20 protein-coding genes are annotated in these 25,059 nt (G+C 63.3%); 12 read left to right on the top strand and 8 right to left on the bottom strand.

What is annotated here, in order from left to right; all coding sequences use genetic code 11:
* Window positions 1-6 precede the first annotated feature (6 nt).
* From tam to GGQ67_RS15760, 6 genes are all read left to right on the top strand, one after another.
* A complete protein-coding gene (gene tam / locus GGQ67_RS15780; protein ID WP_183901091.1) occupies window positions 7-777 on the top strand; it encodes a trans-aconitate 2-methyltransferase in 771 nt (256 codons plus the stop codon).
* Window positions 778-853: 76 nt separating this feature from the next.
* On the top strand, window positions 854-1,135 hold the full coding sequence (locus GGQ67_RS15775) for an antitoxin of toxin-antitoxin stability system (RefSeq protein ID WP_183901090.1): 282 nt from the start codon (window positions 854-856) through the stop codon (window positions 1,133-1,135).
* Entirely contained in the window at window positions 1,132-1,422 is a 291-nt protein-coding gene (locus GGQ67_RS15770) for a type II toxin-antitoxin system mRNA interferase toxin, RelE/StbE family (RefSeq protein ID WP_183901089.1), read from the top strand. Before GGQ67_RS15775 ends, GGQ67_RS15770 begins: the two co-directional genes overlap by 4 nt.
* Before the next feature lie 63 nt (window positions 1,423-1,485).
* Entirely contained in the window at window positions 1,486-3,009 is a 1,524-nt protein-coding gene (zwf, locus tag GGQ67_RS15765) for a glucose-6-phosphate dehydrogenase (RefSeq protein ID WP_183901088.1), read from the top strand.
* 442 nt (window positions 3,010-3,451) lie between these two features.
* Entirely contained in the window at window positions 3,452-3,580 is a 129-nt protein-coding gene (locus tag GGQ67_RS25520) for a hypothetical protein (protein ID WP_018896989.1), read from the top strand.
* Window positions 3,581-3,739: 159 nt separating this feature from the next.
* The gene (locus tag GGQ67_RS15760; RefSeq protein ID WP_183901087.1) at window positions 3,740-4,168 is read left to right on the top strand and encodes a hypothetical protein; all 429 of its coding nucleotides are present in this window, start codon (window positions 3,740-3,742) and stop codon (window positions 4,166-4,168) included.
* Window positions 4,169-4,315: 147 nt separating this feature from the next.
* Here the strand turns inward: GGQ67_RS15760 and GGQ67_RS15755 are convergent, their stop codons facing one another.
* On the bottom strand, window positions 4,316-4,711 hold the full coding sequence (locus tag GGQ67_RS15755; protein ID WP_183901086.1) for a hypothetical protein: 396 nt from the start codon (window positions 4,709-4,711) through the stop codon (window positions 4,316-4,318).
* Between the two features lie 232 nt (window positions 4,712-4,943).
* Here GGQ67_RS15755 and GGQ67_RS15750 point away from each other — a divergent pair, with 232 nt between their 5' ends.
* Both GGQ67_RS15750 and GGQ67_RS15745 read left to right on the top strand, forming a co-directional pair.
* On the top strand, window positions 4,944-6,500 hold the full coding sequence (locus GGQ67_RS15750) for a helicase HerA-like C-terminal domain-containing protein (protein ID WP_183901085.1): 1,557 nt from the start codon (window positions 4,944-4,946) through the stop codon (window positions 6,498-6,500).
* Between the two features lie 34 nt (window positions 6,501-6,534).
* Window positions 6,535-6,921: a DUF6984 family protein gene (locus GGQ67_RS15745; protein ID WP_183901084.1), complete on the top strand. Its 387-nt coding sequence runs from the start codon at window positions 6,535-6,537 to the stop codon at window positions 6,919-6,921.
* Here GGQ67_RS15745 and GGQ67_RS15740 read toward each other — a convergent pair.
* Window positions 6,912-7,109, bottom strand: coding sequence for a hypothetical protein (locus tag GGQ67_RS15740; protein WP_210279663.1), 198 nt, complete (start codon window positions 7,107-7,109; stop codon window positions 6,912-6,914). The two genes, GGQ67_RS15745 and GGQ67_RS15740, sit on opposite strands and share 10 nt — an antisense overlap.
* 106 nt (window positions 7,110-7,215) lie before the next feature.
* Between GGQ67_RS15740 and GGQ67_RS15735 the strand changes: the two genes are divergently transcribed.
* A complete protein-coding gene (locus tag GGQ67_RS15735) occupies window positions 7,216-8,742 on the top strand; it encodes an ABC-F family ATP-binding cassette domain-containing protein (RefSeq protein ID WP_183901083.1) in 1,527 nt (508 codons plus the stop codon).
* Between the two features lie 36 nt (window positions 8,743-8,778).
* Here the strand turns inward: GGQ67_RS15735 and GGQ67_RS15730 are convergent, their stop codons facing one another.
* Window positions 8,779-10,050, bottom strand: coding sequence for an ABC transporter substrate-binding protein (locus GGQ67_RS15730; protein ID WP_210279662.1), 1,272 nt, complete (start codon window positions 10,048-10,050; stop codon window positions 8,779-8,781).
* A gap of 348 nt (window positions 10,051-10,398) precedes the next feature.
* Here GGQ67_RS15730 and GGQ67_RS15725 point away from each other — a divergent pair, with 348 nt between their 5' ends.
* Together GGQ67_RS15725 and GGQ67_RS15720 are read left to right on the top strand one after the other, a co-directional pair.
* The gene (locus tag GGQ67_RS15725; RefSeq protein WP_343056520.1) at window positions 10,399-11,220 is read left to right on the top strand and encodes a transglutaminase-like cysteine peptidase; all 822 of its coding nucleotides are present in this window, start codon (window positions 10,399-10,401) and stop codon (window positions 11,218-11,220) included.
* Window positions 11,221-11,502: 282 nt separating this feature from the next.
* Window positions 11,503-11,895: a GFA family protein gene (locus tag GGQ67_RS15720; RefSeq protein WP_183901081.1), complete on the top strand. Its 393-nt coding sequence runs from the start codon at window positions 11,503-11,505 to the stop codon at window positions 11,893-11,895.
* Window positions 11,896-11,924: 29 nt separating this feature from the next.
* On the opposite strand, the gene GGQ67_RS15715 is transcribed toward GGQ67_RS15720, so the two are convergent.
* The 4 genes from GGQ67_RS15715 to GGQ67_RS15700 are packed head-to-tail and all read right to left on the bottom strand — an operon-like array spanning window position 11,925 to window position 17,621.
* Window positions 11,925-12,584, bottom strand: a complete 660-nt coding sequence (locus GGQ67_RS15715; RefSeq protein ID WP_183901080.1) for a ribbon-helix-helix domain-containing protein — start codon at window positions 12,582-12,584, stop codon at window positions 11,925-11,927.
* A gap of 2 nt (window positions 12,585-12,586) precedes the next feature.
* Window positions 12,587-13,876: an HlyD family type I secretion periplasmic adaptor subunit gene (locus GGQ67_RS15710; RefSeq protein WP_183901079.1), complete on the bottom strand. Its 1,290-nt coding sequence runs from the start codon at window positions 13,874-13,876 to the stop codon at window positions 12,587-12,589.
* Window positions 13,873-16,242 carry a type I secretion system permease/ATPase gene (locus GGQ67_RS15705; protein WP_246400201.1) on the bottom strand — a complete coding sequence of 790 codons (2,370 nt, stop codon included), beginning with the start codon at window positions 16,240-16,242 and terminating at the stop codon, window positions 13,873-13,875. Before GGQ67_RS15705 ends, GGQ67_RS15710 begins: the two co-directional genes overlap by 4 nt.
* A gap of 17 nt (window positions 16,243-16,259) precedes the next feature.
* Window positions 16,260-17,621, bottom strand: a complete 1,362-nt coding sequence (locus GGQ67_RS15700) for a TolC family outer membrane protein (RefSeq protein ID WP_183901154.1) — start codon at window positions 17,619-17,621, stop codon at window positions 16,260-16,262.
* 455 nt (window positions 17,622-18,076) lie between these two features.
* On the opposite strand from GGQ67_RS15700, the gene GGQ67_RS15695 reads away from it, so the two are divergent.
* Complete coding sequence (locus tag GGQ67_RS15695; RefSeq protein WP_246400200.1) at window positions 18,077-18,700, top strand: GGDEF domain-containing protein; 624 nt, start codon at window positions 18,077-18,079, stop codon at window positions 18,698-18,700.
* Between the two features lie 448 nt (window positions 18,701-19,148).
* Here the strand turns inward: GGQ67_RS15695 and GGQ67_RS25515 are convergent.
* Window positions 19,149-25,059 (bottom strand): VCBS domain-containing protein (locus GGQ67_RS25515; RefSeq protein WP_183901076.1); only part of this gene is annotated, 5,911 nt, incomplete at its 5' end.

Raw genomic sequence — 25,059 nt, 5'->3', positions numbered from 1 at the left:
ACCAACATGGCATGGTCGGCAAGCCAGTATGTGAAATTCGAGGACGAGCGGACACGCCCGGCGCGTGATCTTCTGGCGCAGGTGCCGATGGAGCGCATCGAACGCGCCGTCGATCTCGGCTGCGGCCCGGGGAACTCGACGGAGCTGATCATCGATCGCTACGGCGCCGCCGGCGTCAGCGGCCTCGACAGCGACCGCGACATGCTGCAGGCGGCGCGCAAGCGGCTGCCCGGCACCGATTTCGTCGAGGCCGATCTTTCGACCTGGCAGCCGAAGCAGCCGGTCGATCTTCTCTTCGCCAACGCCGTCTTCCAGTGGCTGCCCAATCATCTCGATATCTTCGAACGGTTGATGGATGGGCTGACGCCCGGTGGCGCGCTTGCCGTGCAGATGCCCGACAACCTCACGGAGCCGACGCATCTCCTGATGGAAGAGACCGCCCATGCCGGCCCCTGGAAGGCCGCCTTCGAGGCCAGGAGCGTGCGCCGCGCCCCCCTGCCCGCACCCTCCAGCTATTACTCCCGGCTGATCGGCAAGGCCAGGCGCGTCGATATCTGGCACACCGCCTACAACCACCCGATGGCGGACGCGGCGGCGATTGTCGAATGGGTCAAGGGCACCGGCCTTCGCCCCTATCTCGACCATGCCGGCGAGGCGCACCGCGAGGCGTTTCTGGCGGATTATCTGGCGCGGGTGGAGAAGGCCTATCCTGAGATGTCCGACGGGCGGGTGTTGCTGCGGTTTCCGCGGATATTCGTGGTGGCGGTGAAGGGGTAGAGTTGGGAGATGGCGTCTTTCATCTTGTGGGGGCGCCGTCTCAGCTATATCTTTGGCGCAGAGATGGAGGTTGGCCATGGCCAAGAATGCTGTCGTCGAAATCACGCTCGATCCTGAGCTGCATGCCGAATTTCTCGCTGCCGCCAAGGCAGAGAACCGGGCTGCGGGCGAAATCGTCTCTGATCTGGTACGCGATTACGTAGAGCAACAGCATGTCTCGCCGGAATATGCCAGCTTTCTGGAATCCAAGGTGGCAGTTGCCCGGCAATCGATCGCCGCAGGAAAAGGACGGTCGAACGAAGCCGTCGAGGCGACATTCGCAGCCCTCCGCAAGAAAATCGAGAATGGTGGCCTGTGAAGGTTGCCTGGAGCCCGCAAGCCGAGCTCGATCGTCTATCCATTGTCCAATTCATTGCCGCCGATAACCCATCCGCCGCGTTCCGCATCGATAATCTTTTCAGCAAGGCGGCGCGCAGGCTTTCAAGCGTTCCCTATCTTGGGCGTCAGGGAACCGTGGCGGGCACCCGCGAAGTAATTCCGCACCCGCACTATCGTCTCGTCTACGAAATCGACGACGGAACAATCTGGATACTCACACTTCTCCACACGGCGCGACAATGGCCGCCCGTCGATCCGCCAGCGTAGCCCCGCCGCTTGGCACCCCATCCACCCGCTCTATCTTCCCCCTCCCACATCAAGGAGATCATCATGGACGCAGCTCCCAGCCCGCCAGTCACGCTTGTCATCTTCGGTGCCACCGGAGACCTGACGCGGCGGCTGCTTGTTCCCGCGATCATCAACCTGACGCAGAGCGGGCTCACCGGCGAGGATCTCCGCATTCTTGGCGTCGGCATCGAGCCGGGCGACGATCAGATGCTGGTGACGCGGCTCGACGATTTCCTGAAGACGCTCGACGATGGCGGGGCGCATGCCGAAAGCGACGGCTGGAAAAGCCTTCGCCAGCGGATCGCCTATACGTCGGGCGATTTCACCAGGGACGAGATCTATCTCGACATCAAGGCGCGGCTCGAGAAGGCGCCGAGTGGAAACGCCGCCTTCTATCTCGCCGTGCCGCCGCAATTCTTCGGGACGATCGTGGAGAAGCTTTCCGAACACGGGCTGACGAAGGAGACCGGCGGCGCGTTTCGCCGGATCGCCATCGAAAAGCCGTTCGGGACGGATCTTGCCTCGGCCAAGGCGCTCAATGAGCGCATCCTCTCCAAGGTCGCGGAAAGCCAAGTCTACCGGCTCGATCATTTTCTCGGCAAGGAGACGGTGCAGAACATCCTGACCACGCGCTTCGCCAACATGATGATCGAGGCGCTGTGGAACAACAATTATATCGACCACGTACAGATCACCGCCGCCGAGACCGTCGATGTCGGCAGCCGGGGAAAGTTCTACGACGCGACGGGCGCGCTGCGCGACATGGTGCCGAACCATCTGTTCCAGCTGCTGGCGATGATCGCCATGGAGGCGCCGAACGGGTTCGGGGCCGAGGCAATCCGCAGCGAGAAGAGCAAGGCGCTCAGCGCGCTCAGGATCTACACGCCCGACGAGGCAGCCGAGCATGGGGTGCGCGGCGTCTATACGGGCGGGCCGCTCAACGGCAATCCGGTCACCGCCTTCCGCGAGACCAAGGACGTGTCGCCCGACACAAGGACGGAGACGTTCGTGGCGCTGAAGCTCTATGTCGATACATGGCGCTGGGCGGGCGTGCCCTTTTATCTCCGAACCGGCAAGGCGATGAAGGCGCGCGACACGGAGATCGTCGTCACCTTCCGGCAGGTGCCCTTCGCGCAGTTTCGCGAGACCGACATCAAGCGCAGCCTGCCGCCGAACCGGCTGGTCATCCAGGTGCAGCCGGATGAAGGCTTAAGCGTCGAGCTGTCGATCAAGTCGCCGGGGCTTTCCGTCGATACCGTGCCCGTGTCGCTCGACTTCCGCTATGCCGACAAATTCGATATCGGTAAGATGACCGGCTACGAGTCCCTGCTCTACGATCTCTTCATCGGCGACCAGACGCTGTTCCAGCGCGCCGACGGCATCGAGGCTGGCTGGGCCGCCGTGCAGCCCTTCCTCGATCTGTGGGGCAAGAGCGACGAGCAGCCGGAACCCTACCTGCCCGGAAGCATGGGACCGACCTGCGCCGACGAGCTGATCGCGCGGGATGGCCGGCAATGGCACGAGCTGGGCGTCATTCTCCACAACCAAAAAAGCGCACGGCAATAAAAATACACTCTTATGTTAGTATATCCTTGTTCATGGAGCGCCTTCATCGCACTGCGGAAATAAACCCATAATAACTTACGGGTAAACGCTCGCTTCGCCGCTGAAAGGCGGTGCCAAGTACAAAAAAGGTAGAAGTTGACCGGTTACTTGCCCGCATCCAAGCTTTTACTGCTTACGGCGTTGCTTTTCCAGTGCGACAAAGAAGGCGGGGGCCCGTCACACCCCGACGGGCCCTTCTCGCCTTCCTAGTTGTTTTTTTGCTCATTTCAGGCAAAAAAAGCGAATTGTTAATGAGCGATTAACATATTTACTTGCGCTCTTCAGCGGCCTTGCTAAATCTACCCTCTAATCTGGGGTATTGATGATGACGGATATTCAGTCTTCCAAGAATCGATCCAATTCAGACCAGCGAATGGAGACCTGCCGGTCCGAATTCGAGCCAATGCTCTTCGAACTGATCCGTGACGGGGAAAAGAGAGGGTGGAAAGCCGCCGAAATCGCCATGGCTCTCGCCGACGCGGCTGACGACGTCATCCTGAAGCTTGCACGCGAGACGAAAAGCAAGCACTGACCCCCATCCGGCCCGATTGCGCCAGGATCGATTTTCCGGGCCGAAACCCACTTTCGGCGAGCGGCGATAACACATACATTCACAGCTGATTTGGCCCGAGGTGATTCATCGTGCGATGCATCTCTCCGGCCGTGTTGTCGCGCAACGAAGGAGGCGATATTGCAGTGGTTTGCCGCGGCACTTCTGGCTTGCGGATGCGTCAATCTGGCCGCATTCGCCAACTTCCCGCCAGCCAGGGATTATCTCGCCACGACATCGTGCAGCCTCAGCGCCACGCCCGCTGCCTGCCGCAACACCCGGGCCGCCTGGGTGGCGACCTATGCGAGCGCGGTGGGCGGCGCCTATGACAGCCAGAAGGCGGTGGCGCAGTGTTTCAGCACCGGATGCGACAAGGCGATCGTCGAAGACCGGGTTCTCGGCTGCGCGTGGCGGCATGTGATCGTGGGTTCCAAACACGCAACGACCGCCGATGCCGACCGTGCGTCGGTGGAAACGTTCTGCGGCGGCAACGCGCTCGACGAGGCCGACCGACAGACGGCGCGCGATCAGGCGGGCGTGTGGATGCAGCTGATCGGGGCGACGCAGTAGGAGTTGTGGGTTCGGGTTCGGGCGTGATGTCACCGGGCCACGAATGTCGGCGCTTGGGGCCGCCTCATCCGCCATCGCAGCGCCCTTGGTCTAACGCAAAACGGGCGGAAATTCCGCCCGTTGTCGTTACTCGTCAAGCCAAGCCGATCAAACGAACTGGCTGAGACCCGGCACCGAGGCCACGACCTCGTCGACGACTTCCTTGCCGGCATATTGTTCGGCGATCGCGATGGTTTCCTTGGCGAGCGCGGTGATCTCGCCCATGCCGAGACCTTCCGACATCAGCTGCTGGCCGAGCGCCATGATGCCGCCGCCGCCGAGCGCGCCCATGAGGCTGCCGAGAAGGCCGCCGCCGCCGCTTTCTCCGGCGCCGTTATACTGGGCCACCAGATCGGATGCGCCGGGAATGGCTTCGATCATCTTGGCGACCGGGCCGTCGGCCGCTTCGCGCTGGAGAAAGCCAAGCATCATGCCGAGCGACTTTTCGGCCACTTCCGACGGAATGCCGACCCGCGCGGCGATCTGATCCACGATTTCATTCATCGTCATCCTCCTGGTTTTATTGACGTTAACGTCAACGTTAATCGACTTTGTGTGGCAACTCAAGGCGTCCGCGACGCGATGATCGCTTATCCAGTTTTCCTTTTAATGCAGACAGTTGTCGGCATTGCGGTCCCTGCTTATAACAGTCAAAGCATATTACAATGAACATGCGGATTATACGCACCGCATTTCGACGCAATCGGCTTTGGTCGCCGGCAGGGAGACATTTCGCATGCTCGAGGATGGCAAGATCTACATCGGTACCAGCCGCAACCCTGATGACAGCATCAACACCCCCGAATATCTGGAGCTCAAATACGGCAACCGCCACGGGCTGGTGACCGGCGCCACCGGCACCGGCAAGACGGTGACGCTGCAGGTGCTGGCCGAAGGCTTCGCGAGAGCCGGCGTTCCGGTCTTCTGCGCCGATATCAAGGGCGACCTCTCCGGCATTGCCATGAAGGGCCAGCCGCAGGACTGGATGACCAAGCGCGCCGAGCAGATCGGCTTCGCCGATTACGAAGCGGACCAGTTCCCCGTCATCTTCTGGGATCTGTTCGGCGAAAAGGGCCACCGGGTGCGCACCACCATCGCCGAGATGGGGCCGCTGCTGTTGGCGCGGCTGATGGATGCGTCGGAGCCGCAGGAAGGCGTGATCAACATCGCCTTCAAGATCGCCGACAAGGGCGGCCTGCCGCTGCTCGACCTCAAGGATTTCTCCGCCCTTCTCAACTACATGGGCGAGAACGCCACCGAGCTTTCCAGCCAGTACGGGCTGATCTCCAAGGCCTCGGTCGGCTCGATCCAGCGCGCGCTGCTGGTGCTCGAGCAGCAGGGCGCCGAGCAGTTCTTCGGCGAGCCGGCGCTGAAGATCACCGACATCATGCGCACCAACGATCGCGGCTACGGCCAGATATCGGTGCTGGCCGCCGACAAGCTGATGATGAACCCGCGTCTCTACGCCACCTTCCTGCTCTGGCTGCTGTCGGAACTCTTCGAGGAGCTGCCCGAAGTGGGCGATCCGGAAAAGCCGAAGCTGGTGTTCTTCTTCGACGAGGCGCATCTGCTCTTCAACGACGCGCCGAAGGTGCTGACCGAGCGTGTCGAGCAGGTGGTGCGCCTGATCCGCTCCAAGGGCGTCGGTGTCTATTTCGTCACCCAGAACCCGCTCGACGTGCCGGAAACGGTGCTGGCGCAGCTCGGCAACCGGGTGCAGCACGCCCTGCGCGCCTATTCGCCGCGCGAGCAGAAAGCGGTGAAGACGGCGGCCGATACGTTCCGTCCCAACCCCGCCTTCGACTGCGCCACCGTGATCACCACGCTCGGGACCGGCGAGGCGCTGGTTTCGACGCTGGAGGCCAAGGGCGCGCCATCGATCGTCGAGCGTACGCTGATCCGGCCGCCATCCGGCCGTGTCGGGCCGCTGACGGATCAGGAGCGCCAGCAGGTGATGGACAAGAGCCCGGTGCTCGGCCTCTACGACGAGGATATCGACCGCGAATCCGCCTTCGAGATCCTGGCGGCGCGGGCGCAGAAGGCGTCGGATTCCGATGCCGCCAAGCAGGCGCAGCCGACACAGCCGACGGAAGGAAGCGCATCCGGCCGCTGGACGCTGCCCGGCTTCGGCGACGACGACAAGGACGAGAAGCAGGCGCAAGCGCGCCCCCGCTCCGGCGGCTACCAGCGCGAGACGGTGGTGGAGGCGGCGATGAAGAGCGTGGCACGCACCGTGGCGACCCAGGTCGGGCGGGCGCTGGTGCGCGGCATCCTCGGCAGCCTGAAACGGTGACCGTAACCCCTCAACTCTTTTCGGAAGCGACCGCGTGACGTTGATTTGGAGAGAGTTGAACACCGCGGAAAAGCAGATCATCCAGCGACTGGCGCGACACGCCGCGCGCGGCGAGTTGCCGCCAGCCTGGGACTGCGACCATTACCGCGCCGCCGAGATCGACGCATTCGGCTCGCTGCGACTTCGCCCGCGCGACAGGCTTGAAGCGGCCACCGAACTGCCGGCGCACCCCGTCGCGTCGGGCTATTTCGACGACAAGGAGGTCGCCGATCCCTATGGGCCGCTTGTCGATATCATCCTGTTTTCGGCCAACGGGATGCTCTGCGAGCTACAAATCTACCGCAGCGACGGCGGCGCGATCCTGAAGGCGATCGAGGCCGACGCGATCTTCCTGATCACGGTGCACGAGCATCACGGTTGAGTTTTCGCCGCCGCGATGCTATCGCTGTGATACTTGAGAAAGGAGGGTTGCGCGTGACGATACATTTCCGATTCAATCGCCAGCGTGGCCCCGTCAACGCCCTGCAAATGCGTTTGCAGGGCTGACCAGAGACCGTTTCTCGACACCTCTTCCTGGTCCGCCCCTCGTGGCACTGCAAGTGTGAGCATTTTGCTCGCCTGCATGTTTCTAGATCCCCGAGCTTGAGCATACGCGCGCGATGAAGGCTGATGCCCGCGACGCGCCTGTGCCTGCTCGCAAGACCAGAGCAAGATCATGACGACAATCCATATCCGCAATCTCGGCATCACTCTCGGCAAGCCGCTGTTTTCCAACCTCACGCTTGCCATCGGCGCGGGCGACCGCATCGGGCTTGTCGCCGCGAACGGGCGCGGCAAGTCCACACTGCTGCGCTGCCTTGCAGGCACAATCGAGCCGAGCGAGGGCGACATAACCCGCTCGCGCGGGCTCACCATCGGCCATGTCGAGCAGGACGTGCCGCCTGCCCTGCTTTCGCTGCCGCTGCACGAGGCGGTGCTGAAGGCGCTGCCGGAGGACCTGCAGCTCAACGAGAGCTGGCGGGTCGATATGGTGCTGGCCGGTCTCGACATGCCGGAAGAGATGCGCGAGCGGCCGGTCGGCCAGCTCAGCGGCGGCTGGCAGCGGCTGGCGATGCTGGCGCGGGTCTCGGTCACCGAGCCGGACGTGCTTCTGCTCGACGAGCCGACCAACCATCTCGACCTCTGGAAGATCGCCCGGCTGGAAGCGTGGCTCGACGCGCTGCCGCGCGACATGCCCGTCATCATCTCCAGCCATGACCGCGCCTTTCTCGATGCCACGACGAACCGGACGCTGTTTTTGAGACCCGAGCAATCGGCGCTCTATTCGCTGCCGTACTCCGAGGCGCGGGCAGCGCTCGACGACAGCGACGCGGCCGACGCGCGGCGCTACCAGCGCGACATGAAGACGGCGGAGAAGCTGCGCCAACAGGCCGCCAAGCTCAACAATATCGGCATCAACTCCGGCAGCGACCTGCTCGTCGTCAAGACCAAGCAGCTGAAGCAGCGGGCGGAGAAGCTGGAGGATGCGGCCAAGCCCGCGCACCTGGAACGCTCCTCCGGCGCGATCCGGCTCGCCAATCGCGACACCCACGCCAAGGTGCTGGTGACGCTCGACGATGCGATCGTGACGACGCCCGACGGCACGCCACTCTTCAGGACCGGCAGGCAGTTCATCTGCCAGGGGGACCGCATCGTCCTCCTCGGCGCCAACGGCATGGGCAAGAGCCGGATGGTGACGATGCTGCGCCGCGCGATCATGGAGGCAGACGGGGCGGTCGAGGGCATCAAGGCGACACCGTCGCTGGTGCTCGGCTATGGCGACCAGGCGCTGAACGAGCTGATCGACGAGGAGACGCCGATGCGGATGATGCTGAGGCGCTTCGATGTCGGCGACGCGAGGGCGCGGGCGCTGCTTGCCGGCGCCGGCATGACGATCGAGATGCAGGGCAAGCCGATCGGCCGGCTCTCGGGCGGGCAGAAGGCACGATTGGGGATGCTGGCGCTGCGGCTGACCAACCCGAACTTCTACCTGCTGGACGAACCGACCAACCATCTCGACATCGAGGGCCAGGAAGCGCTGGAGAGCGAGCTGATGGCGCGGCAGGCAAGCTGCCTGCTGGTCTCGCACGACCGCGACTTCATCCGCAATGTCGGCAACCGCTTCTGGCTGATCGACGGCAAGCGACTGGTGGAAGTGGAAAGCCCGGAAGCGTTCTTCGCCGCCGCCGCGTCGGCGGACTGAACCGGACGCGGGGCAGGCATCGGAACGAGGGCGGCGTCAGAACGAGGCGGGCGCGGTGGCGAGCACGTTGATCTTGCCGCCGCCGATGGCATAGAGGCTCAGGCGCCGCTCGACCTGGCCGGATGGCGACAGGCGAAACAGTCCGGTGACGCCGCGGAAGCCGACCTTGCTGGTCAGCGTCTCGGCATTGAGGCCCGTGGCGCCCTTGCTGCGGATGATGCCGGATGCGATCGCGATGGCGTCGTAGCCATAGGCGGCGTCGGTGGAGAGCGGGCGCTTGTAATGGCGCTGGTAGCGGTCCGCGATCAGCGTCGCCGCTTCCGGTTCCACCATGGCGATCAGCGTGCCGTTGGCGGTCGGCTCGCGATAGGTCTGCGGCGGCCAGGCGCTGGTGCCGACGAAATTGAGGCCGGTCTGACCGCCCGCCTTGATCGCCCCCTCGATGGTGGTGGTGATGGCGGTGCGGCCGAGGATGAGCACGGTGTCGGCGGTCTGCAGCTGCGGCTTGGCCGTCTGCACGGCTGCGGCCGCGGCGGCATCGGTGAGATCATAGCGGGCGATGCCGACGAAGGTACCGCCCGAGGCGCGGATGGCGTCGGCCAGCCTTTGATCGCTTGCCGGCGGCAGATCGCGCTGGGCGAAGACGAAGACCTTCTTGCGGCCGCTGGCAAAGGCGGCGCGCACGCCTTCCAGCGCGCTGTCGATCTCGCCGGAAGCGAGATTGTAGACGTTGCCGGACGTGGCGGGCACGGCCGCGCCGAGATTGAGGAGCGGCGGGCGCTGATCCGACGGCATGGCGGCCACGGCGGCGGTGGTCGCCGGCGGCAGGTAGCTGACGAGAAGCGCCGAGCTTCTGGATTTTGCGGCGGCGACGGCGGCGGATGCCGCGGCCGGGCTCGTCACATCGACGACCTTGACGAAGGCCTGGTTGGCGCCGAGCTCGCCGATGCCAAGGGCGGCGGCATCCCTGATATCGCGCGACGGCCCTTCGAACAGCCCGCTCGACCCCTTCTGCATCAGCAGCGTGATCTCGGCGCCGTTTTCGCCAAAGCTTTCCTCCACCTCGCTGGAGGGCGGCTTGATGTCGTTGGTCTTGACGTTCTTGGCAATGCCGTCGACGCCGGACTGGCAGGCGGTCAGCGCCGTGCAGGAAAGAACGACGGAGAGAAGCAGAAGCGACCGCGCGGCGCGCGCGCCGTTGCGGGCCCCGCGAAAGGCGCCACGTAAACCATGCGCGCCACGCGCCTCATCCCTGTCCTTCACGATCACTGCTTCCCCCAAACTCCACAGGCCGTCTGCAGCGGCCATTTCGCGGCCTCATATCTGCATAGGCACTTCGCGAAAGCAAACCCTTCCCCCAAACTTGGTTGACGGAAAAGCTAAAATTTTCAGCTTTTTTGAGTGGATAACTTTGTTCAAACTTATCCACGCTTCCAAACCCGATATTTATGGCTGGCGTGTAGTTTTCTCTCAACAAGTGGAGAAACTAAGCCCGTGACCCAAAGAACAAAAACAAACAAAATCGCTTTCATTGTACTTCTTTCGGCATTTTCTTCTTTTTCTTACAGTGGAGCATCCGCATCTGCTCTTTATAATACGCAGGCATTCAGCGCTTCTTACTCCACCTTTACTTCCGCAAGCATAGCCGGGCAGGCCGTGAACGCTGTCAGCGCCGGCGGCGTGGCGCGGCTGCTCACGCTGGCCGGACGCGGCATCGCGCAGGCCGTCGGCTCGATCGATCTTGCCGCGCTGAAGGCCCCGGCACCGGTCGCGGCGCCCGCGTGGAGCCCGGAAACCACCGCATCCATCACGCCAACGACCCGTCCTTCGATCGCCGCGCGTCCCGACAACAACGGCGTGTTCGGCTCCGTCGCCATCCCCTTCAAGCGACTGGCCGCGTTGAAGAAACTGGCGCCATCCATAGACGAAATGACCAGCGGCACGGCTATTTCCTGCGGCGCCGGCAAGTGCACCGACACCGTCACCACGATCAAGGCGGCGCTCGCCAAGACGTCGCAAGCATCGCTGCGCGACAAGATGAACACGGTCAACGCCACGATCAACCGCACGATCCGCTATGTTAGCGACACCGAAAACTCCGGCGAAGCGGATTACTGGGCGACCCCTTCGGAAACGCTGAAGCGCCAGGAAGGCGACTGCGAGGACTTCGCGATCCTGAAGATGGCGGCGCTCTATGCCGAGGGCGTCGATCCGAAGGACATGGCGATCGTCGTTCTGTACGACCAGAGGCGCAAGTTCTACCACGCCATTCTCTCGGTTTCGGCCGGTGGCAACCGCTATGTTCTCGACAACATGCGTGACACGGTCCTCACCGACACCCGCCTGCCCGACTACAAGCCGCTCTATTCCATTGCCAACGGCAAGGGATATCTGCATGGCTCGCGCGCCGGCAACAGCCAGATGGCATCGGCCATGCCGCTCGAGAAGATTGCTCCGGGCGAAGGTGTTGCCTTCTGACAGGAAGGCAATGGCGAGGGCCGGATCAACCACCCTCGCATCCCGCTTCGATACCGAAGCGAAGCCGCCGGCCCTGCATTGCCGGTGGCTTTTTCTTTGGCCTTGTCGCAATCAGCCAAGACGGGTTGAGAGTTCTCAGGAGTTGCGATCCAGCCTAAACTCGATCGGATGAAGGTTAGGAAGATAACCCCGAGGTTTTTGCTGGTGCTGGCCGCCCTCCCCGAAACCTTCGCGCGGCGCCGTCGTTTTGGCTGCGACGTTTCATGACGGAGGAGATGCACGATGACCGAAATTACCGGAGGATGCCTATGCGGCCGCGTTCGCTTCGCGGCATCCGGCGCGCCTTATCGGGTCGGCATCTGTCATTGCCTGGATTGTCGCAAGCATCATGGGGCGCTGTTTCATGCTTCGGCGATCTTCCCCAAGGATGCGCTGCGGGTCGAGGGGGAGACGGGTGATTACAACGGCCGGTGCTTTTGCCCGCGCTGCGGCTCGCCGGTTTTCGGGCTGAGCGGCGACGAGGTCGAGATCAATCTCGGCTCGCTCGACGAGCCCAACCGGTTGCAGCCGACCTATGAGCTGTGGATCATACGCCGCGAGGCCTGGCTTCCCGAATTTCCGTTGAAACACCGATACGAGCGCGACCGCGACGCGTCGGGCCGGCTCGAGGACTGAGGCGGCGGCCGGCACGAGCCGGGCCCTTGTCAGTAGCGGGAGATATAGCCGATCAGCATCGACTTCTCGTGCGTCGGCGCCAGCGCCAGGTTGATCTGGCCCTTCATGCTCTGGGTGCCGACGGTGATGGTGAAGCCTGTCGCAAGTGTCTTGCCCTTGTTGCGCGACAAGGTGGCGATGGCTTCCTCGATCTGGGTATCGATCGAGAAACGCAGGCTCTTGGTCAGCTGGGCGAGATCGCCGAGCGGCAGGCGCTGGCGCAGCATCGACAGGAAGGCGTCGTTGAAGAGCTGCACCTTCTTCTCATGCGTCAACAGGATCGCCGGCGACGGCGAGGCCTGGATGATGGCGTTGACATTGGCGAGCGACGAGATGTCCTCGACCGTATCCAGCCGGCATAGCGCCCATTTGAGGCTGAGCACGCGCAGCAGCGAGGCGAGATTGCCGGATTCCGGCATCTGCGAGGCGGTGTAATGCACGAGGTCGGCGGTCGACATCTTGCCCGAGGCGGACATGCGGCCAAGGCCGTCCCAATAGATGCGCTCCAGCCGGATGCCGCGACGCTCGCCGCCACGACCCGCCACCGCCCGGAAACGCGGCTCGATCTCCTCGGCGTCGATGGCGGGCAGCTGCTCGTCGGTCGGCTCCAGATCGGATGCGTCGTTGGCGCCGGGCTTGACGATCAGCATGGTCAGCGCTCCGTCAGCGCTTCGGTGCGCGCCTTGTTGATCGGCTTCATCAGATAGCTGAGGACCGTCTTGCTGCCTGTCATGATCTCCACCGAGGAGACCATGCCCGGAATGATCGGAAAGGTCTTGCCGTTGCGCGTCAGCTCCGACTTGTCGGTCTTGACCTGGACGAGATAGTAGGTCTCGCCCTTTTCCTTCTCCACCAGACTGTCGGCCGAGATGTTTTCGACCACGCCCTCGAGCCCGCCATAGACCGAAAAGTCGTAAGCGGTGATCTTGACGATGGCCGGCTGGCCGCGGCGGATGAAGGCGACGTCGCGCGGCGAGATCTTGGCTTCGACGAGCAGCGTATCGGCGGTCGGAACGATGCCGGCGATGACGCGGCCGGGATCGACATAGGCGCCGATGGTGTTGACCTCGAGCGTGTTGACGATGCCATCGACAGGGGAGCGGATATCGGTGCGCTTGACGCGATCGGACGCGCCGCGCACGGTCTCGTCGACGACCGACAGCTCGGCCAGCGCCTGGGCCTTGTCCGTCAGCGCCTGCTGGCGCAGCCCGAGCGCGAGGTCGCCGAGCTGCAGGCTGGCTTCCTGCACGGCCGCCTGAAGACGATCGATGCTTTCCTGATAGACCCTGAGCTGGCCCTTCTGATCGGTGAGCTCGCGCTCCGTCTTCAGCACCTCGGTCTCGGCGATAAGCTTCTTCCTGGCGAGCGGGCTGATGAGATCGTACTGGCGCTGGGCGCCATCGATGTTCTGCGTCAGACGGTCGATATTGGCGCGCGCCTCGCTGAGCTCGTTTTCACGCTGGCGCACGCGCTCCTTGAGCACGCCGAGCTTGTTCTCATAGCTGGCGCGACCGGCGGCGAAGAGCTGGGCTTCGTTGGCGCAGACGTCCTTGGCGACGGCCAGGATATCCTCGGGACAAGCGTAGGGCACGTCATACTTGCCCTCTTCCTCTAGCTTCAGGCGGGCGACCTTGGCGCCCAGGGCGCGGGCCTTGGCAACCGATTCGCCGAGTGTCGAGGTGGTGGTGGTGTTGTCGAGCTGGACGATCAGCTGGCCCTTGCGCACGACCTGGCCGAGAACGACGGCGATCTGCTGGACGACGCCGGGTTCGGACGACTGGATGATCTGCGTCTTCGAGACGGGAATGACCTTGCCCTCGCCGCGGGCGACCTCGTTGATCTTGGCGATCGCGGCCCAGGCGACGAAGCTGGCGATGACCAGAGCCACGAGGCCCAATATGGCGCGGGCGAGAAAGGGCGGGTTGTCGTACTGGTTGCTCATGACGCCTTCACCGTGTGATTGAGCGGGGTCACATTGGCGACGGGCGCCGGATCAGTGACGACCTGCGCCACCGGCATTGCCGAGGAGCCCGCGGGGGCCGGCGCGACCGAGGTGACGGGTGCTACGGACATGGCGACGGGCGTGACCGGCACGGGGCCCGGGGCGACGACGACAGGGGCGCCGACGACCGGCACCACCGGGGCCTGTCCGGTGGCCGGCGTGCCCGGCTTGCGCTGCATGGCTTCAATGACGGCCTGCTTCGGACCATCGGCGATGATGCGGCCCTTGTCGATGACGATCAGGCGGTCGACCAGTTCCAGCATGCTGTAGCGGTGCGTGGCGATGAGCAGCGTCGTCTTGCGGTCGAAGGCCTTGGACAGGCGCAGGATCAGATTGCGCTCGGTCGCGAGGTCCATGGCGCCGGAGGGCTCGTCGAGGAACACGACCTTGGGGCGGGTGAGCAGCAGACGGGCGATGGTGAGCGCCTGCTTCTGGCCGCTCGACAGATTGCTGCCGCGCTCGCCGACCGGCATGTCGAAGCCGCGCGGATGATTGCCGACGAACTCGTCGACCCCGGTCATGCGGGCGACCTCGAGCAACTCCTCGTCGGTGGCGTCGGCGCGGCCGAGCAGCAGGTTTTCCTTCACCGTTCCCGAGAACAGGTCGGAGGACTGGCCGGCGACGGCGACGTTGGCGCGCACTTCGGCCATGTGATACTGGCGGATATCGACGCCATCGATCAGGACACGGCCGCCCGAGGGCGTAAAGAGACCATCGAGCAGGCGCCCGAGCGTGGTCTTGCCGGAGCCGATGCGGCCGATGATGCCGATGCGCTCGCCGGGCGTGACGTTGAAGGACAGCTTGTTGATGACGGGATAGTCGGAACCCGGATACTGGAACGAGACATCCTGGAAGCTGAAGGCGCCGCGGGTGATCTCGCGATTGACGAAGCCGACCGTCGAGGGGCGATCGTCGGGCTGCTCCATGATCTTGTCGAGGATGCGCAGCGACATGGTGGCCTGGCGGAAGCGCGCCAGCGTCATGGCGATCTGGCCGAGCGGCGCGCCGGCGCGGCTGGCCAGCATCACGGTGGCGACGATCGCGCCCATGGCGATACGGCCCTCGGAGAACTCGTAGGTGCCGGCGATGACGATGAGCACGCTCACCATCTGCTGCACGAACATCGTCATGTTGATGGCGTTGGTGGAGACCTGCTTGATCTCTTCGCTGGTGCGGCTCGAATACTTGCTGAGTTCCTGCCAGCGGCGCAGCATGGTGGCTTCGGCGCGAAGGCTCTTCAATGTCTCGATGGTCGAAATCGTTTCGACCAGCAGCGACTGGCGGCGCGCCGCCTCGTTGGCGGCGGTCGTCATGCGCTTGCCGATCGCGGCCTGGGCGTAAAGACCGATGGCGACCGAGAGCACGAAGGCGACGGCGGGGATGACCACCAGCCAGCCGGCGATCAGGTAGATGACGGCAAGGAAGATGAACAGGAACAGGCTGTCGATGATGACGCCGATGGTGTTCGAGGTGAAGAACTCGCGCACGAATTCATACTGCGTGACGCGGTTGGCATATTCGCCCGTCGACATCGGGCGCGAGGCCAGCGTCGAATTCAGCACCTTGTCGAAGAGCATCTGCGACAGGCGCAGATCGGCCTTGCGGCCGGCGTAATCGATCAGCGAGGAGCGCGCGGTTTTCAGCAAAAAATCGAAGAGATAGGCGAGCGTGATGCCGGCGGCGAGAACCCACAGCGTCGGGATCGCCTTGTTGGGCAGCACGCGGTCATAGACGTTCATGGTGAAGAGCGGCGAGCCGAGCGCGATCAGATTGATGAACAGCGCGGCCACCATGACGCGGACATAGGTGCGCCAGTAAGGCGCCAGCGTCGTCGCCAGCCAGTGGCGCTTCTCGATCTCGACAGCGCTGCCGACCAGCGCCTCCTCGGAGGCGTTCTGATAATAGAGCGTGAAGGCGAAGGCCATGCGCGGCTTCAGCGCAACGAGCTGCTCGCGCGTCAGGCGCGCGGTCGCGCCCGCGACGGGAACGATGTCGGTGATGTAAGAGCCGTCCTCGGCCATCTCCAGCAGAGGGAGCACGCCGCCATCGAACGCGACGATGGCAGGGCAATCGAAATTGCCCAGCCGGCAATCACGCTCCGAATGCTTGATCACCTGAAGGCCGATGCGCTCGGCCATCTGCTCGACGTCATCGCCCTCGAGCGATTCGGTGATCTCATCCGGAAGGCCGGAGAAGAGCACCGTATCGGAGCTTGGTCGACCATAGAACGCTGCCACGGACTTGAACGCGGCCTTGAATGTTTGAAGCGGCATGCTGCCGTTCGTCTCAGATGCAACGTTCCGCATGTTCCATGGTCACCTGGTTACTGCTGCCTGATCGGCGCCAGCAGATCCATCGGCATGCCAGCCTTCTGACGAGAGTCGACTTCGACATATCCGGGATTCTGCGCGGTCGCGGGGATAGCGAACTCTTCCCGCGCATAAGGCTTGGCCTGCTCGACCGGCCGCAGCTTCATGGTCTGAAGCAGATTGCCGGAGGCGGCGAGGATCTTGTACTCCGCAAACAGCGAAGCAACGCGCGCCGTGTCGGCCAGGACCTTGGTGTTGAAGCGGGTGTTCTGCGCATCGAGCACGTCGAGCAGCGAGCGCTGACCGACCTTGAACTGCTCGCGGTAGGAGCTGACCAGCTGGTTGTTGATCGACGACTGCTTGGCAAGGATGCCCGACAGTTCGCCGCGGCTGGCGCGCTCGTTCCAGGCGGAGCTCACCGATTCCTTGACCTCGCGCTGGACCTGCGACAGCACATAGCGCTGCTCGCCGGCACGGCGGATCTGCTCCTGCTCGCGGGCCACATCGATGCCGCCGCGATACAGGTTCCAGCGGGCGACGACGCGCACCTGGTAATCGTTGGTGTTGCCGAGATTGGCGTCGATGTCATCGCCGACGCGGGCCGTGCCTTCGAGATTGACCTTCGGCAGGTAGTTGGCGCGGGCGCCACGCACACCGGCGTCGGCCGCATCGATATCCGCATTGGCGGAGAAGATGCGCGGGCTGTTCTTGTTGGCGACGAAGAGCGCGTCATCGAGCGTCTTCGGGATATACTTGGCGACCGAAGGCGGGGTCTGCGGATTGACGATCGGCTGGCCGACGGCCTTCATGAAGCGGATCTTGGTCGCTTCCAGCTCTTCGAGCGCCTCGCGCTGGCGGGCCTTGGCGGCCTGCAGGCGTTCGCTGCCCTGAAGACGATCGGCATCGGTGAGCGCCCCGCCCTTGATGCTTTCATTGATGTCGCCGACCATCGCCGTGTGGAAGGAGACGTTTTCCTTCGCGGCGGCAACGATCTGAACCTGCAGCATATATTCCAGATAGCTCTGGGTTACTTCGAGGGCGAGCGCTTCCGAGCGTTCGAGGACCCGAAAGGAGGCGCCATCGACGCGCGATGCCTGCTGATCGACCTGCGACTTGCGCGCGCCGCCATCAAACAGCGTCTGCGTGATCGTCACGCCGACATCGCCGGGAGACAGGTAGTCGCTATCCGACGTCAGCGTGCCGGTCGAGGAATTCGACAAGCGGCGGCGGCCGACACCGGCCTCGAGATCCACCGACGGCAAGTATAGCCCGCGCGCCTGACGAAGCTCGAATTCGATCGCTTCTTTGTTTCTCGCGGCCTGAAGTATCTGTGGATTGGTTTTCATCGTCGTTTCGATGGCCTGCTGCAAGGACATCGCATTGGCGTCGACGAACAACGAGAAATTCAGAGCAACAGTGGCGGACAATGCTGCAACAATGCTTTTGGTTTTAAACAAGACGGATGCCCCTCAACATCTAAAATTCACCGAGTGAACCCGTATACCGAACGCTTTCATTCGGCAAACAAGTAACACCAATTTTTCCACATTCCAATTGCGGCACAGGTCTTTCCTGCGGAGACGGTTAATTCCCAAGTATCACTAGCTAAAGCTAGAATTTTACAGGGTTTTTTAACGCCAACTTTTCCCGTCCGTGTTTATCTGCCGTTACTTCCACAGGGACCTGCCCCGCGATGAAATTCCGCCAGCGTTACCAATCCGCAACAAACCTTTCCGCTCTTCGCATCGCCGCGATCGTGTCGATCTGCTTCGCGGCCTGCTCGGTCGGTTTTTTACTTATCTTAAACCTTCTGATGCCGGAGCGACCATTTTTGGTAGGGTTCGTCGGAGCCGCCGCAATTTCGCTCTTTGTTGCATTTCCGCTGCTGATGATGCTGCAGCTCAAGAACAACGAGCTGAAGAAACTGCAGGAGGCCGTCAACTATTCTCAACGGCACGACAGCGTTACCAAGACGCTCAACGGAACCGCCTTCGCGGCAGCCGTCGAACACTATATCGACCGCCGCAAGCGGATCTCCACCGACGCGGGCGGTGTGATGATCGCCGTGGTCATCGACACGCTCGACGCCATCAGCCGCCGCTACGGGCCGCAATGGGCCGACACGGTGATGCAGTCGCTGGCCGCGATCACCCAGTCCTCGGTGCGCTCGGGCGATCTCGTCGCACGGCTGGCGACGAACGAACTCGGCGTGTTCCTGCCGGGCGCCACGATCGAGAACGCCCAGGATGTCGGCATGCGTATCCGCCGCCGCTGCGAACAGGCGGCCTTCACGGCCGGCGACGCGCCGCTCTCGCTGGACATCCGCCTCGGCGGCGCGGTCTTCGACGGCCCGACCGACTTCAACCATATCCGCCAGCTCGCCGATGAAATGGCCATGGACCGCGGCGGCGGCGAAGCGGAAGACGTGCCGATCTCAAGACTGCCGGCGGCCTGAGCGCCACACGGACAAAGCGACAGTCACGACATGGATTTGGAGGCGCCCCGGGCGCCTCTTTTCGTTTTGATGATCGCGGGACTGGAGCGTCGCGGTTCGCTCACCCCGACACCTTAGGCGGAGGCGGTGGAGCGGTCGCTCGAGAGCCAGGTGATGGATCCGCAATGCCCTGGATACCGCCGCCTCCCGCGCGGCAAGGTGCGAACGCCAGCCCGCATCGCCTCACATCCGTCCCCAGGACGACAAACAGTCCACGCGGCTGGATCGGCCGTCCGCCGACCGTCCGCGCGCAGCGCGCCGCCACCCTCGCGGGGGCTTCCCGGCCATGGATCGCGTGGCGGGCGCCTGCTCCCCTCGTCCGCCCGACGTTGTCCCTCACAACGCGAAAAAGGCGCTCGCGCGCCTTTTTCCCTGTCATCGGCGGAGCGGTCCGCCTGTCCTTGATCACTTAGCCGACATGCGGCGCGGTGGTGCTGTCCTGCTTGTCGTCGAACAGGATCTTGACGGCTTCCTGCGTGTTCTGGAGCACCGCCACATCCTGCCAGCCGCCATTGGCGTTGACGCTGACCACGGTGTCGGCGCCCGACGTCATCGTCCGGACGCTGGCGAGCGCCTCGGCTTCCGTCGCCTGGTGGCCGAGCAGGCTGTCGAGCAGCTTCGACACGTCGAGCGTATCGCCCTCGCCGGCCTTATAGTCGGTGATGACGTCGGCCATCTTGACATCCGACAGCGCGCCGGCATCGAGCACGAAGGTATCGGCGCCCGCGCCACCCGTCATGGTCACCATGCCGCCGGCGCCCGACAGCGTGTCGTTGCCGTCACCGCCGACCAGCGAATAGGCATGGCTATCGTTGCCGGTGGTGCTGCTGCCGCCGAGCGTCGTGTCGAAGGCGACTTCGAGGAACTGACCGGTGGAACCGTCCGTCAGCGTGTAGCTGCCTTCCGCCAGGACCGACTGACCGTTGATCGCGCCGTCCAATGCCTGGGCATCGAGCGACAGGCTGGCGATCTGATGATCGGCGAGGCTCGAAAGCTCGCCGGCATCGCTGATGCCATTGTGGTTCAGGTCCTGCCAGATGGAGAGCTTCGCGAAGGCCTCGTCATTGGCATCGATCTTGCCATCCTGGTTGCTGTCGAGCGTCGCCAGCGCCTGCAGGCCATCGGCATAGCTGCCACCGGCGAACTTCGGCGAGAAGATCTCGGTGCCATTGTCGATCTTGCCGTTTCCATCGACATCATAGGCCAGGATACCATCGGTGCCCGCCGTCCAGGCGATCTTGTCCTGAATGCCATCGGCATTGATGTCGAAGGAGACACCATTGTCGAGGGTGGTCAGCGCGACGCCGTTGCGATCGAGGTCGAGGATGATCGGGTCGATGGCGTTCTGGGTCCAGGCCGCCTGGGCGATCGCGTGGTCCGCGCCACCGAAGTAGACGTTGACGGAGGCAACGCCGCCGGCCGCGGCACCCAGCAGCTTGTAGGCTTCGACATAGCTGTCTCCGCCGCCATTCTGATCGATCCGCACGCTCAGATCGTTGCCGACGACGACGACCTTGACGTAGCCCGCCAGCGACTGAACGTTGCCGAGCAGGCTTGAAACATCGATCCGCTCGTTGGTCGCGTAGTCCCTGATCGTATCGGCGTTGCCCGAGGTCAACAGCTCCGATCCCCACTTGTAGATGTCGTTTCCGGCACCGCCGAAGAGGATGTCGTTGCCCGCACCACCGACAAGCGTATCGCCGGCGCTAGAACCGATCAGGATGTCGTTGCCGCCGAGGCCGTTCATGATCACGGCATTGTCCGAGGCGTGCTGTGTTGTCGCAACCGTTGGCGCGGGTTGGTCGGTCGGCAAGGTTCCGGGTGTCACCACCGTGCTGGAGACGACCGAACCGGCGTGTCCATTGATGACGATGCGACCACTGACTTCGGCGCTGTCCGTCGTCGTGATGTCAAAGGCATCCGTGCCAGTGTCCAGGCTTACCTTGAAGCCGGCGGCGGTGAGGACCTTGGCCAGCTTCTCTTGCGCACTATCGAAACGCGATGAGCTCCACCAGTCATCATTGGTGCCACTGCTCGAATACTCGGTGCCGTTGATCGTGATCTTGACGACATCGTTGCTGTCAAAGTTTTTCGGGCTGCTGAAGTCGACCCGATATGTCCAGGGCTTGCCGACGTCGGAACCGTTGTCGATGGCCGTGGCGATATCGAAGGCGTTGTTCACACCGGGAGCGCTGGTGAGCGTGACGGCATTGCCGCCATCCAGGTTTTTCGCCCAGGTGACACCTTCGGCCGCAAGGCTGCTCGCCAAGGTTACGCCACCGACACTGACCGTCTTCAGCGCGTCATAGACCTGCTCCGCCGTCTGGCCACCAGCGGCAACCGTGTAGCTGTAGGTCGTTCCGTTGACGGTGACCGATACCTTGTCACCGGCGTCATAGCTAGCGGCGAAGGTCAGCGTGGTGATCTGCGGCGTCGACGGCAAGGATTTCGCGATCAGGATATCGGCGTTGCCAGTGCCATCGAGGCTTCCTGTCGTGCGCTGCGTGACCGACACGGAGCCGGTCCCCGTCGTGCTTCCGTCCGAAACGGTGTAGTTGAAGTTTCCGCCGCTTGGAACGCCGTCCGTTACGGTCACCGAGCCCGGGTTTGGAAGCAAACTCGTCGTCATGCTGCTGTTGGATGTGGTCGCCGTGACATCAAGCGTGGAGCTGTCGACGTCCCGGTCGTTGGCCAGCAGCGCCCATTCTGGAACGACGAAGGTGCCACCCGTTCCGGCATTGGTGATGATGCTGTCGGCACCGGCCACGGGAGCGTCGTTGACGGCCACGACGGCAACTGTCGCGACCACCGTGTTGGAGTTTGCCAGACCGTCGTTGACCGTGATCTCGAACGTGCGGTTCGAAACGTCGGGATCTTCCGACGTGTTGGCGAAGCGGATGGCTGCGATGGCGGCTTCATAAGCGGCGCGGGATGCATTGCCGGTAAAGGCAATGGTGTCGTTGGTAATGCTGAAGGCGATGGTGCCGATCATGCCGGTCGAACCGTTCTTGCCGTTGACCGACAGGACGTCGCCCGCCTTCCAATTGGTCAGGACGACCTTGGCAGCCTGCATGTTCGCATCGCTATCGGCGATGGAGGCGTTCATCGTGATCGCGGTCTCCGCACCACCTTCGGTGAAGGTGGGCGTGGTCGAATAGGAGACCTTGACGTTGTCGATGTAGACCGCGTCTCGCTGATCCAGCGTGTCGTCCGCGAGGAAGCGGACCGTGGTGTTGGCCGAGATATATTTGGTCAGGTCGACGGTCATGTTCTGGAAAACAGAGTCCGTCACGCTGCCGTGGTAGGAGGTGGAGTTGCCGACCGTGGCCACATCAACCCAATTGTTGCCGACAAGAACCTGGACCTTGATGTTATCGCCATATTCGAGGCCATCGCGCTTATAGTCGAAGGTCAGCGTCGCCTGGGTCGCCCCGGTGAGATCGACACTACGCTGCGCGGCATCGCCGTTGTCCACTCCCCAATCGTCGTCGGTGAGAATCATGGCGTTGCCATTGCCACTTGGAACGACCTGGATGTCGCCGCCTTTGGGGTTCGTCGGCTCGCCGGTTTCCGTCCAGCCGGTCTTCCAGCTGGCCGTGCCGTCGTTGCCGTTGTAGCCCTGCTGATTGAACTGGTCGAGAACATAGGCGTCGTTCGACAAAGTGAGCACCGGTGCGACGTTGTCGTCGGCGCCGTTGATCGTGAAGGTCACCTGCTGCGTCGTACCGTCAACGGACTGGATCGCGAAGGTTTCGAGCTTCGACTGTCCGCTGTTCAGGTACTGAACGGCGGCGTTGGAAACCGAGTAGGTATAGGTGCCATCGGAGCCGAGCGTCAGGGTGCCAAGATTCTGGCCGACGTCGGTCACCGTGGTCTTGAACGCGCCCTGTCCCGCATCGGCATCGCTGATGGCGATCTGGCCGGTGGCCGTAAGGTTACCGCCCGTTGTGACATTCTGGTCCTCAGTCACCGAGGAGGTTCCGAGCGGGCCGATGACAGCCGGATCATTGGTGCCGGTAACCGTGATCGTCACGACGTGGGAGGCTGATCCGTCCTTGGACCAAACAGTGAAGTCCTCCGTCTTGTGTTCGTTGGCGGCAAGCGATTGCAGCTTGCTGTTGTCGGCGACGTAGCTCCAGGTACCGTCGGTGCCGATGGAGAACTTGCCGTAGGTGCCGGCGCTGTCGGTCTGCGCCGCGAACGCTTGCTGGCCGTTATCGACATCGACGATATCGAGCTTGCCGCCGGCGAACTTGTCGCTCTCTTCGGTCACCGAGAGATCGGCCCCGGAGGCCGCCGTAATCACGGCGACATCATTCGTGCCGGTGATCGTCCATGCGGCGGAGGCAGCCGTCTTGGCCGTCCCGTCGGAGACGTCGTAGTTGACCGTCACCACCTTGGTTTCACCGGCGGCAAGCGATTGATACGCTTCATTCCTCGGATCAAGGATGAACTTCTGCGTCGTGCTGTCGTAGGTGACGCCGGCAGGCAGACCGCCGACCGGAAGTATGACGGACAATATGCTGCCGCTATCCACATCACCCGCATTCGCCAGGGCACTCAGCGCCACCGGTGCGCCGTCTTCGGTCGCGTTGGCGGTCACGGCGCCGCTGACAGTCGGCGCATCGTTCTGGCCGATGATGTTGAAGGTCAGCGTTGCGTTCGATGTCGCTCCATTGGTGTCCTTCGCCGTGTAGGTGAACACGTCGCTGGCCTGCGCGCCCTCACCCAGTTTTTGCGCCTCGCCATTGTCAGGCGAGTAGCTGTAAGTGCCGTCCTTGTTGATGGTCAGCGTGCCGTACTTGCCCTGGAGGGACAGGCCGACGTCGCCGGAAAGCGACGTGAGAAGACCATTCGCGCCAACGCCGGCAGCGCTGACGACGAGCTTGGCGGTATCGCCACTATCGACATCGGTGTCGTTGCCGAGAACGCCGGTGGCGCGCGTCGAGGCAGCGGCCGCTCCGTCCTCGTTGACGCTGACGGCGTCCGCAACCGCGACCGGCGCGTCGTTCTTGCCGGTGACGGTCAGCTGGTAGACGGCGGACTTGCTGTCGCCATCACCATCGGTGACGCTGAACGGGACGGTGATCGTCGCGACTTCGCCCTCGCTCAGACCATCGAACTTGTAGCCGGGGGTGATCGTGAAGACGCCGGTCGCACTGTTGTATTTATAGGCGGACGGGTCGAGGGTGATCGTCGTGCCCGAGGGGGTCGAGATCGTGACGTGCGACGCGTCGAAGCTGACGCTGCCCTTCGTGTCGGCGCCGAAGGAGAAGTCCTTACCTTCCGACAGGTTGAACGTTACCACGCCGCTGTCTTCGACGGCCGTACCGGTGAAGACGGGAACGGCCGCGCCGTGCGTCAGGCTGATATTGGCGAGATAGGTGCCGGTGTTGTCGTCGGCAAAGCCGACTTCCTTGAAGGTCAGCGTGTTGTTGCCGCTGCCCGCGATCACATCGAGGGTGACGGTCTTCATCGCCCCGGTCACCGGGATGGTGTAGACCTCGTTGTTCCAGCGAACCTCGAGCGACGACGAGTTCGGATCATAGGAGCCGACTTCGAAGCTGATCGTGTACTTGTCGCCAGCCGTCAGGCCGGCAACGTTCTGCGAGATCGCGATGTTGCCCGGCGAGGCGCCGAGGTCGACCATCGGATGGCCGTTGGACGAAGCGAGACCGAAATAGGGTCCGACGATCTTTTCCAGCTGTACGCCGGTCTGGCCGGGAGCGGTGCCCTCGATCTTCCAGCCGGTCGATTCCGTCGCCCATGCGCCCCAGCTTGCGGTATTCGCCCAGGTGCCGCCGGTGAAATCACCGTTGGACAGGAGGTTCACGTTCTGGGCCGTGCCGTTGATGGTCGGAACGTCGTCCTTGATGGTGACGTCGAATTTGCCGGTGATGGCGTCGCCGTCCCCGTCGGTCGCGGTGTAGGTCACGGCGATCTTCAGATTTTCGGCGCTGGCGCCCGTATGAGCCGTGTTGCTCATCAGCGTGAAGGTGTACTTGCCGTCGTTGCCGAGCGTGACCTTCCAGGAGCTGTCATCGGCCGTCAGGGTCTTGCTCGCATCGTCCCACTTGGCGCCATCGGCCGCCAGGACGACCTTGCCGCCATCCGCGCCGAGCGAGATGTCGAGGTCGCCCTTGACGGAGAGATGGGCGTTGTCGGGCGACGAGCCGTTGGCGAGATCGTCCTCGCTGAGGCTGACGCTGCCGACGGACTTCAGAACCGGCGCATCGTCGCGGAACTGGATCTGCTTGCCGATGTCGATCGACTTGGTGGCCGTGTCGCCATCATAATCAGTGGCGGTGACGACGGCGGAA

The sequence above is a fragment of the Rhizobium metallidurans genome (assembly GCF_014196505.1).
GTDB lineage: Bacteria > Pseudomonadota > Alphaproteobacteria > Rhizobiales > Rhizobiaceae > Rhizobium > Rhizobium metallidurans.
The sequence above is the reverse complement of the archived record's forward strand: the minus strand, read 5'-3'. Positions and strand labels throughout refer to the sequence as shown.

Bases quoted from the DNA above. Each gene is read 5' to 3' on its own strand.
- GGQ67_RS15700 (WP_183901154.1), bottom strand. From the start codon at position 17,621: ATGTCCTTGCAGCAGGCCATCGAAACGACGATGAAAACCAATCCACAG.
- GGQ67_RS15740 (WP_210279663.1), bottom strand. From the start codon at position 7,109: ATGCTCACACTTGCAGTGCCACGAGGGGCGGACCAGGAAGAGGTGTCG.
- GGQ67_RS15705 (WP_246400201.1), bottom strand. From the start codon at position 16,242: ATGCGGAACGTTGCATCTGAGACGAACGGCAGCATGCCGCTTCAAACA.
- zwf (WP_183901088.1), top strand. From the start codon at position 1,486: ATGGACGCAGCTCCCAGCCCGCCAGTCACGCTTGTCATCTTCGGTGCC.
- GGQ67_RS15720 (WP_183901081.1), top strand. From the start codon at position 11,503: ATGACCGAAATTACCGGAGGATGCCTATGCGGCCGCGTTCGCTTCGCG.
- GGQ67_RS15710 (WP_183901079.1), bottom strand. From the start codon at position 13,876: ATGAGCAACCAGTACGACAACCCGCCCTTTCTCGCCCGCGCCATATTG.
- GGQ67_RS15730 (WP_210279662.1), bottom strand. From the start codon at position 10,050: ATGGCCGCTGCAGACGGCCTGTGGAGTTTGGGGGAAGCAGTGATCGTG.
- GGQ67_RS25520 (WP_018896989.1), top strand. From the start codon at position 3,452: ATGCTCTTCGAACTGATCCGTGACGGGGAAAAGAGAGGGTGGAAAGCC.
- GGQ67_RS15775 (WP_183901090.1), top strand. From the start codon at position 854: ATGGCCAAGAATGCTGTCGTCGAAATCACGCTCGATCCTGAGCTGCAT.
- GGQ67_RS15755 (WP_183901086.1), bottom strand. From the start codon at position 4,711: ATGAATGAAATCGTGGATCAGATCGCCGCGCGGGTCGGCATTCCGTCG.
- GGQ67_RS15715 (WP_183901080.1), bottom strand. From the start codon at position 12,584: ATGCTGATCGTCAAGCCCGGCGCCAACGACGCATCCGATCTGGAGCCG.
- tam (WP_183901091.1), top strand. From the start codon at position 7: ATGGCATGGTCGGCAAGCCAGTATGTGAAATTCGAGGACGAGCGGACA.
- GGQ67_RS15750 (WP_183901085.1), top strand. From the start codon at position 4,944: ATGCTCGAGGATGGCAAGATCTACATCGGTACCAGCCGCAACCCTGAT.
- GGQ67_RS15735 (WP_183901083.1), top strand. From the start codon at position 7,216: ATGACGACAATCCATATCCGCAATCTCGGCATCACTCTCGGCAAGCCG.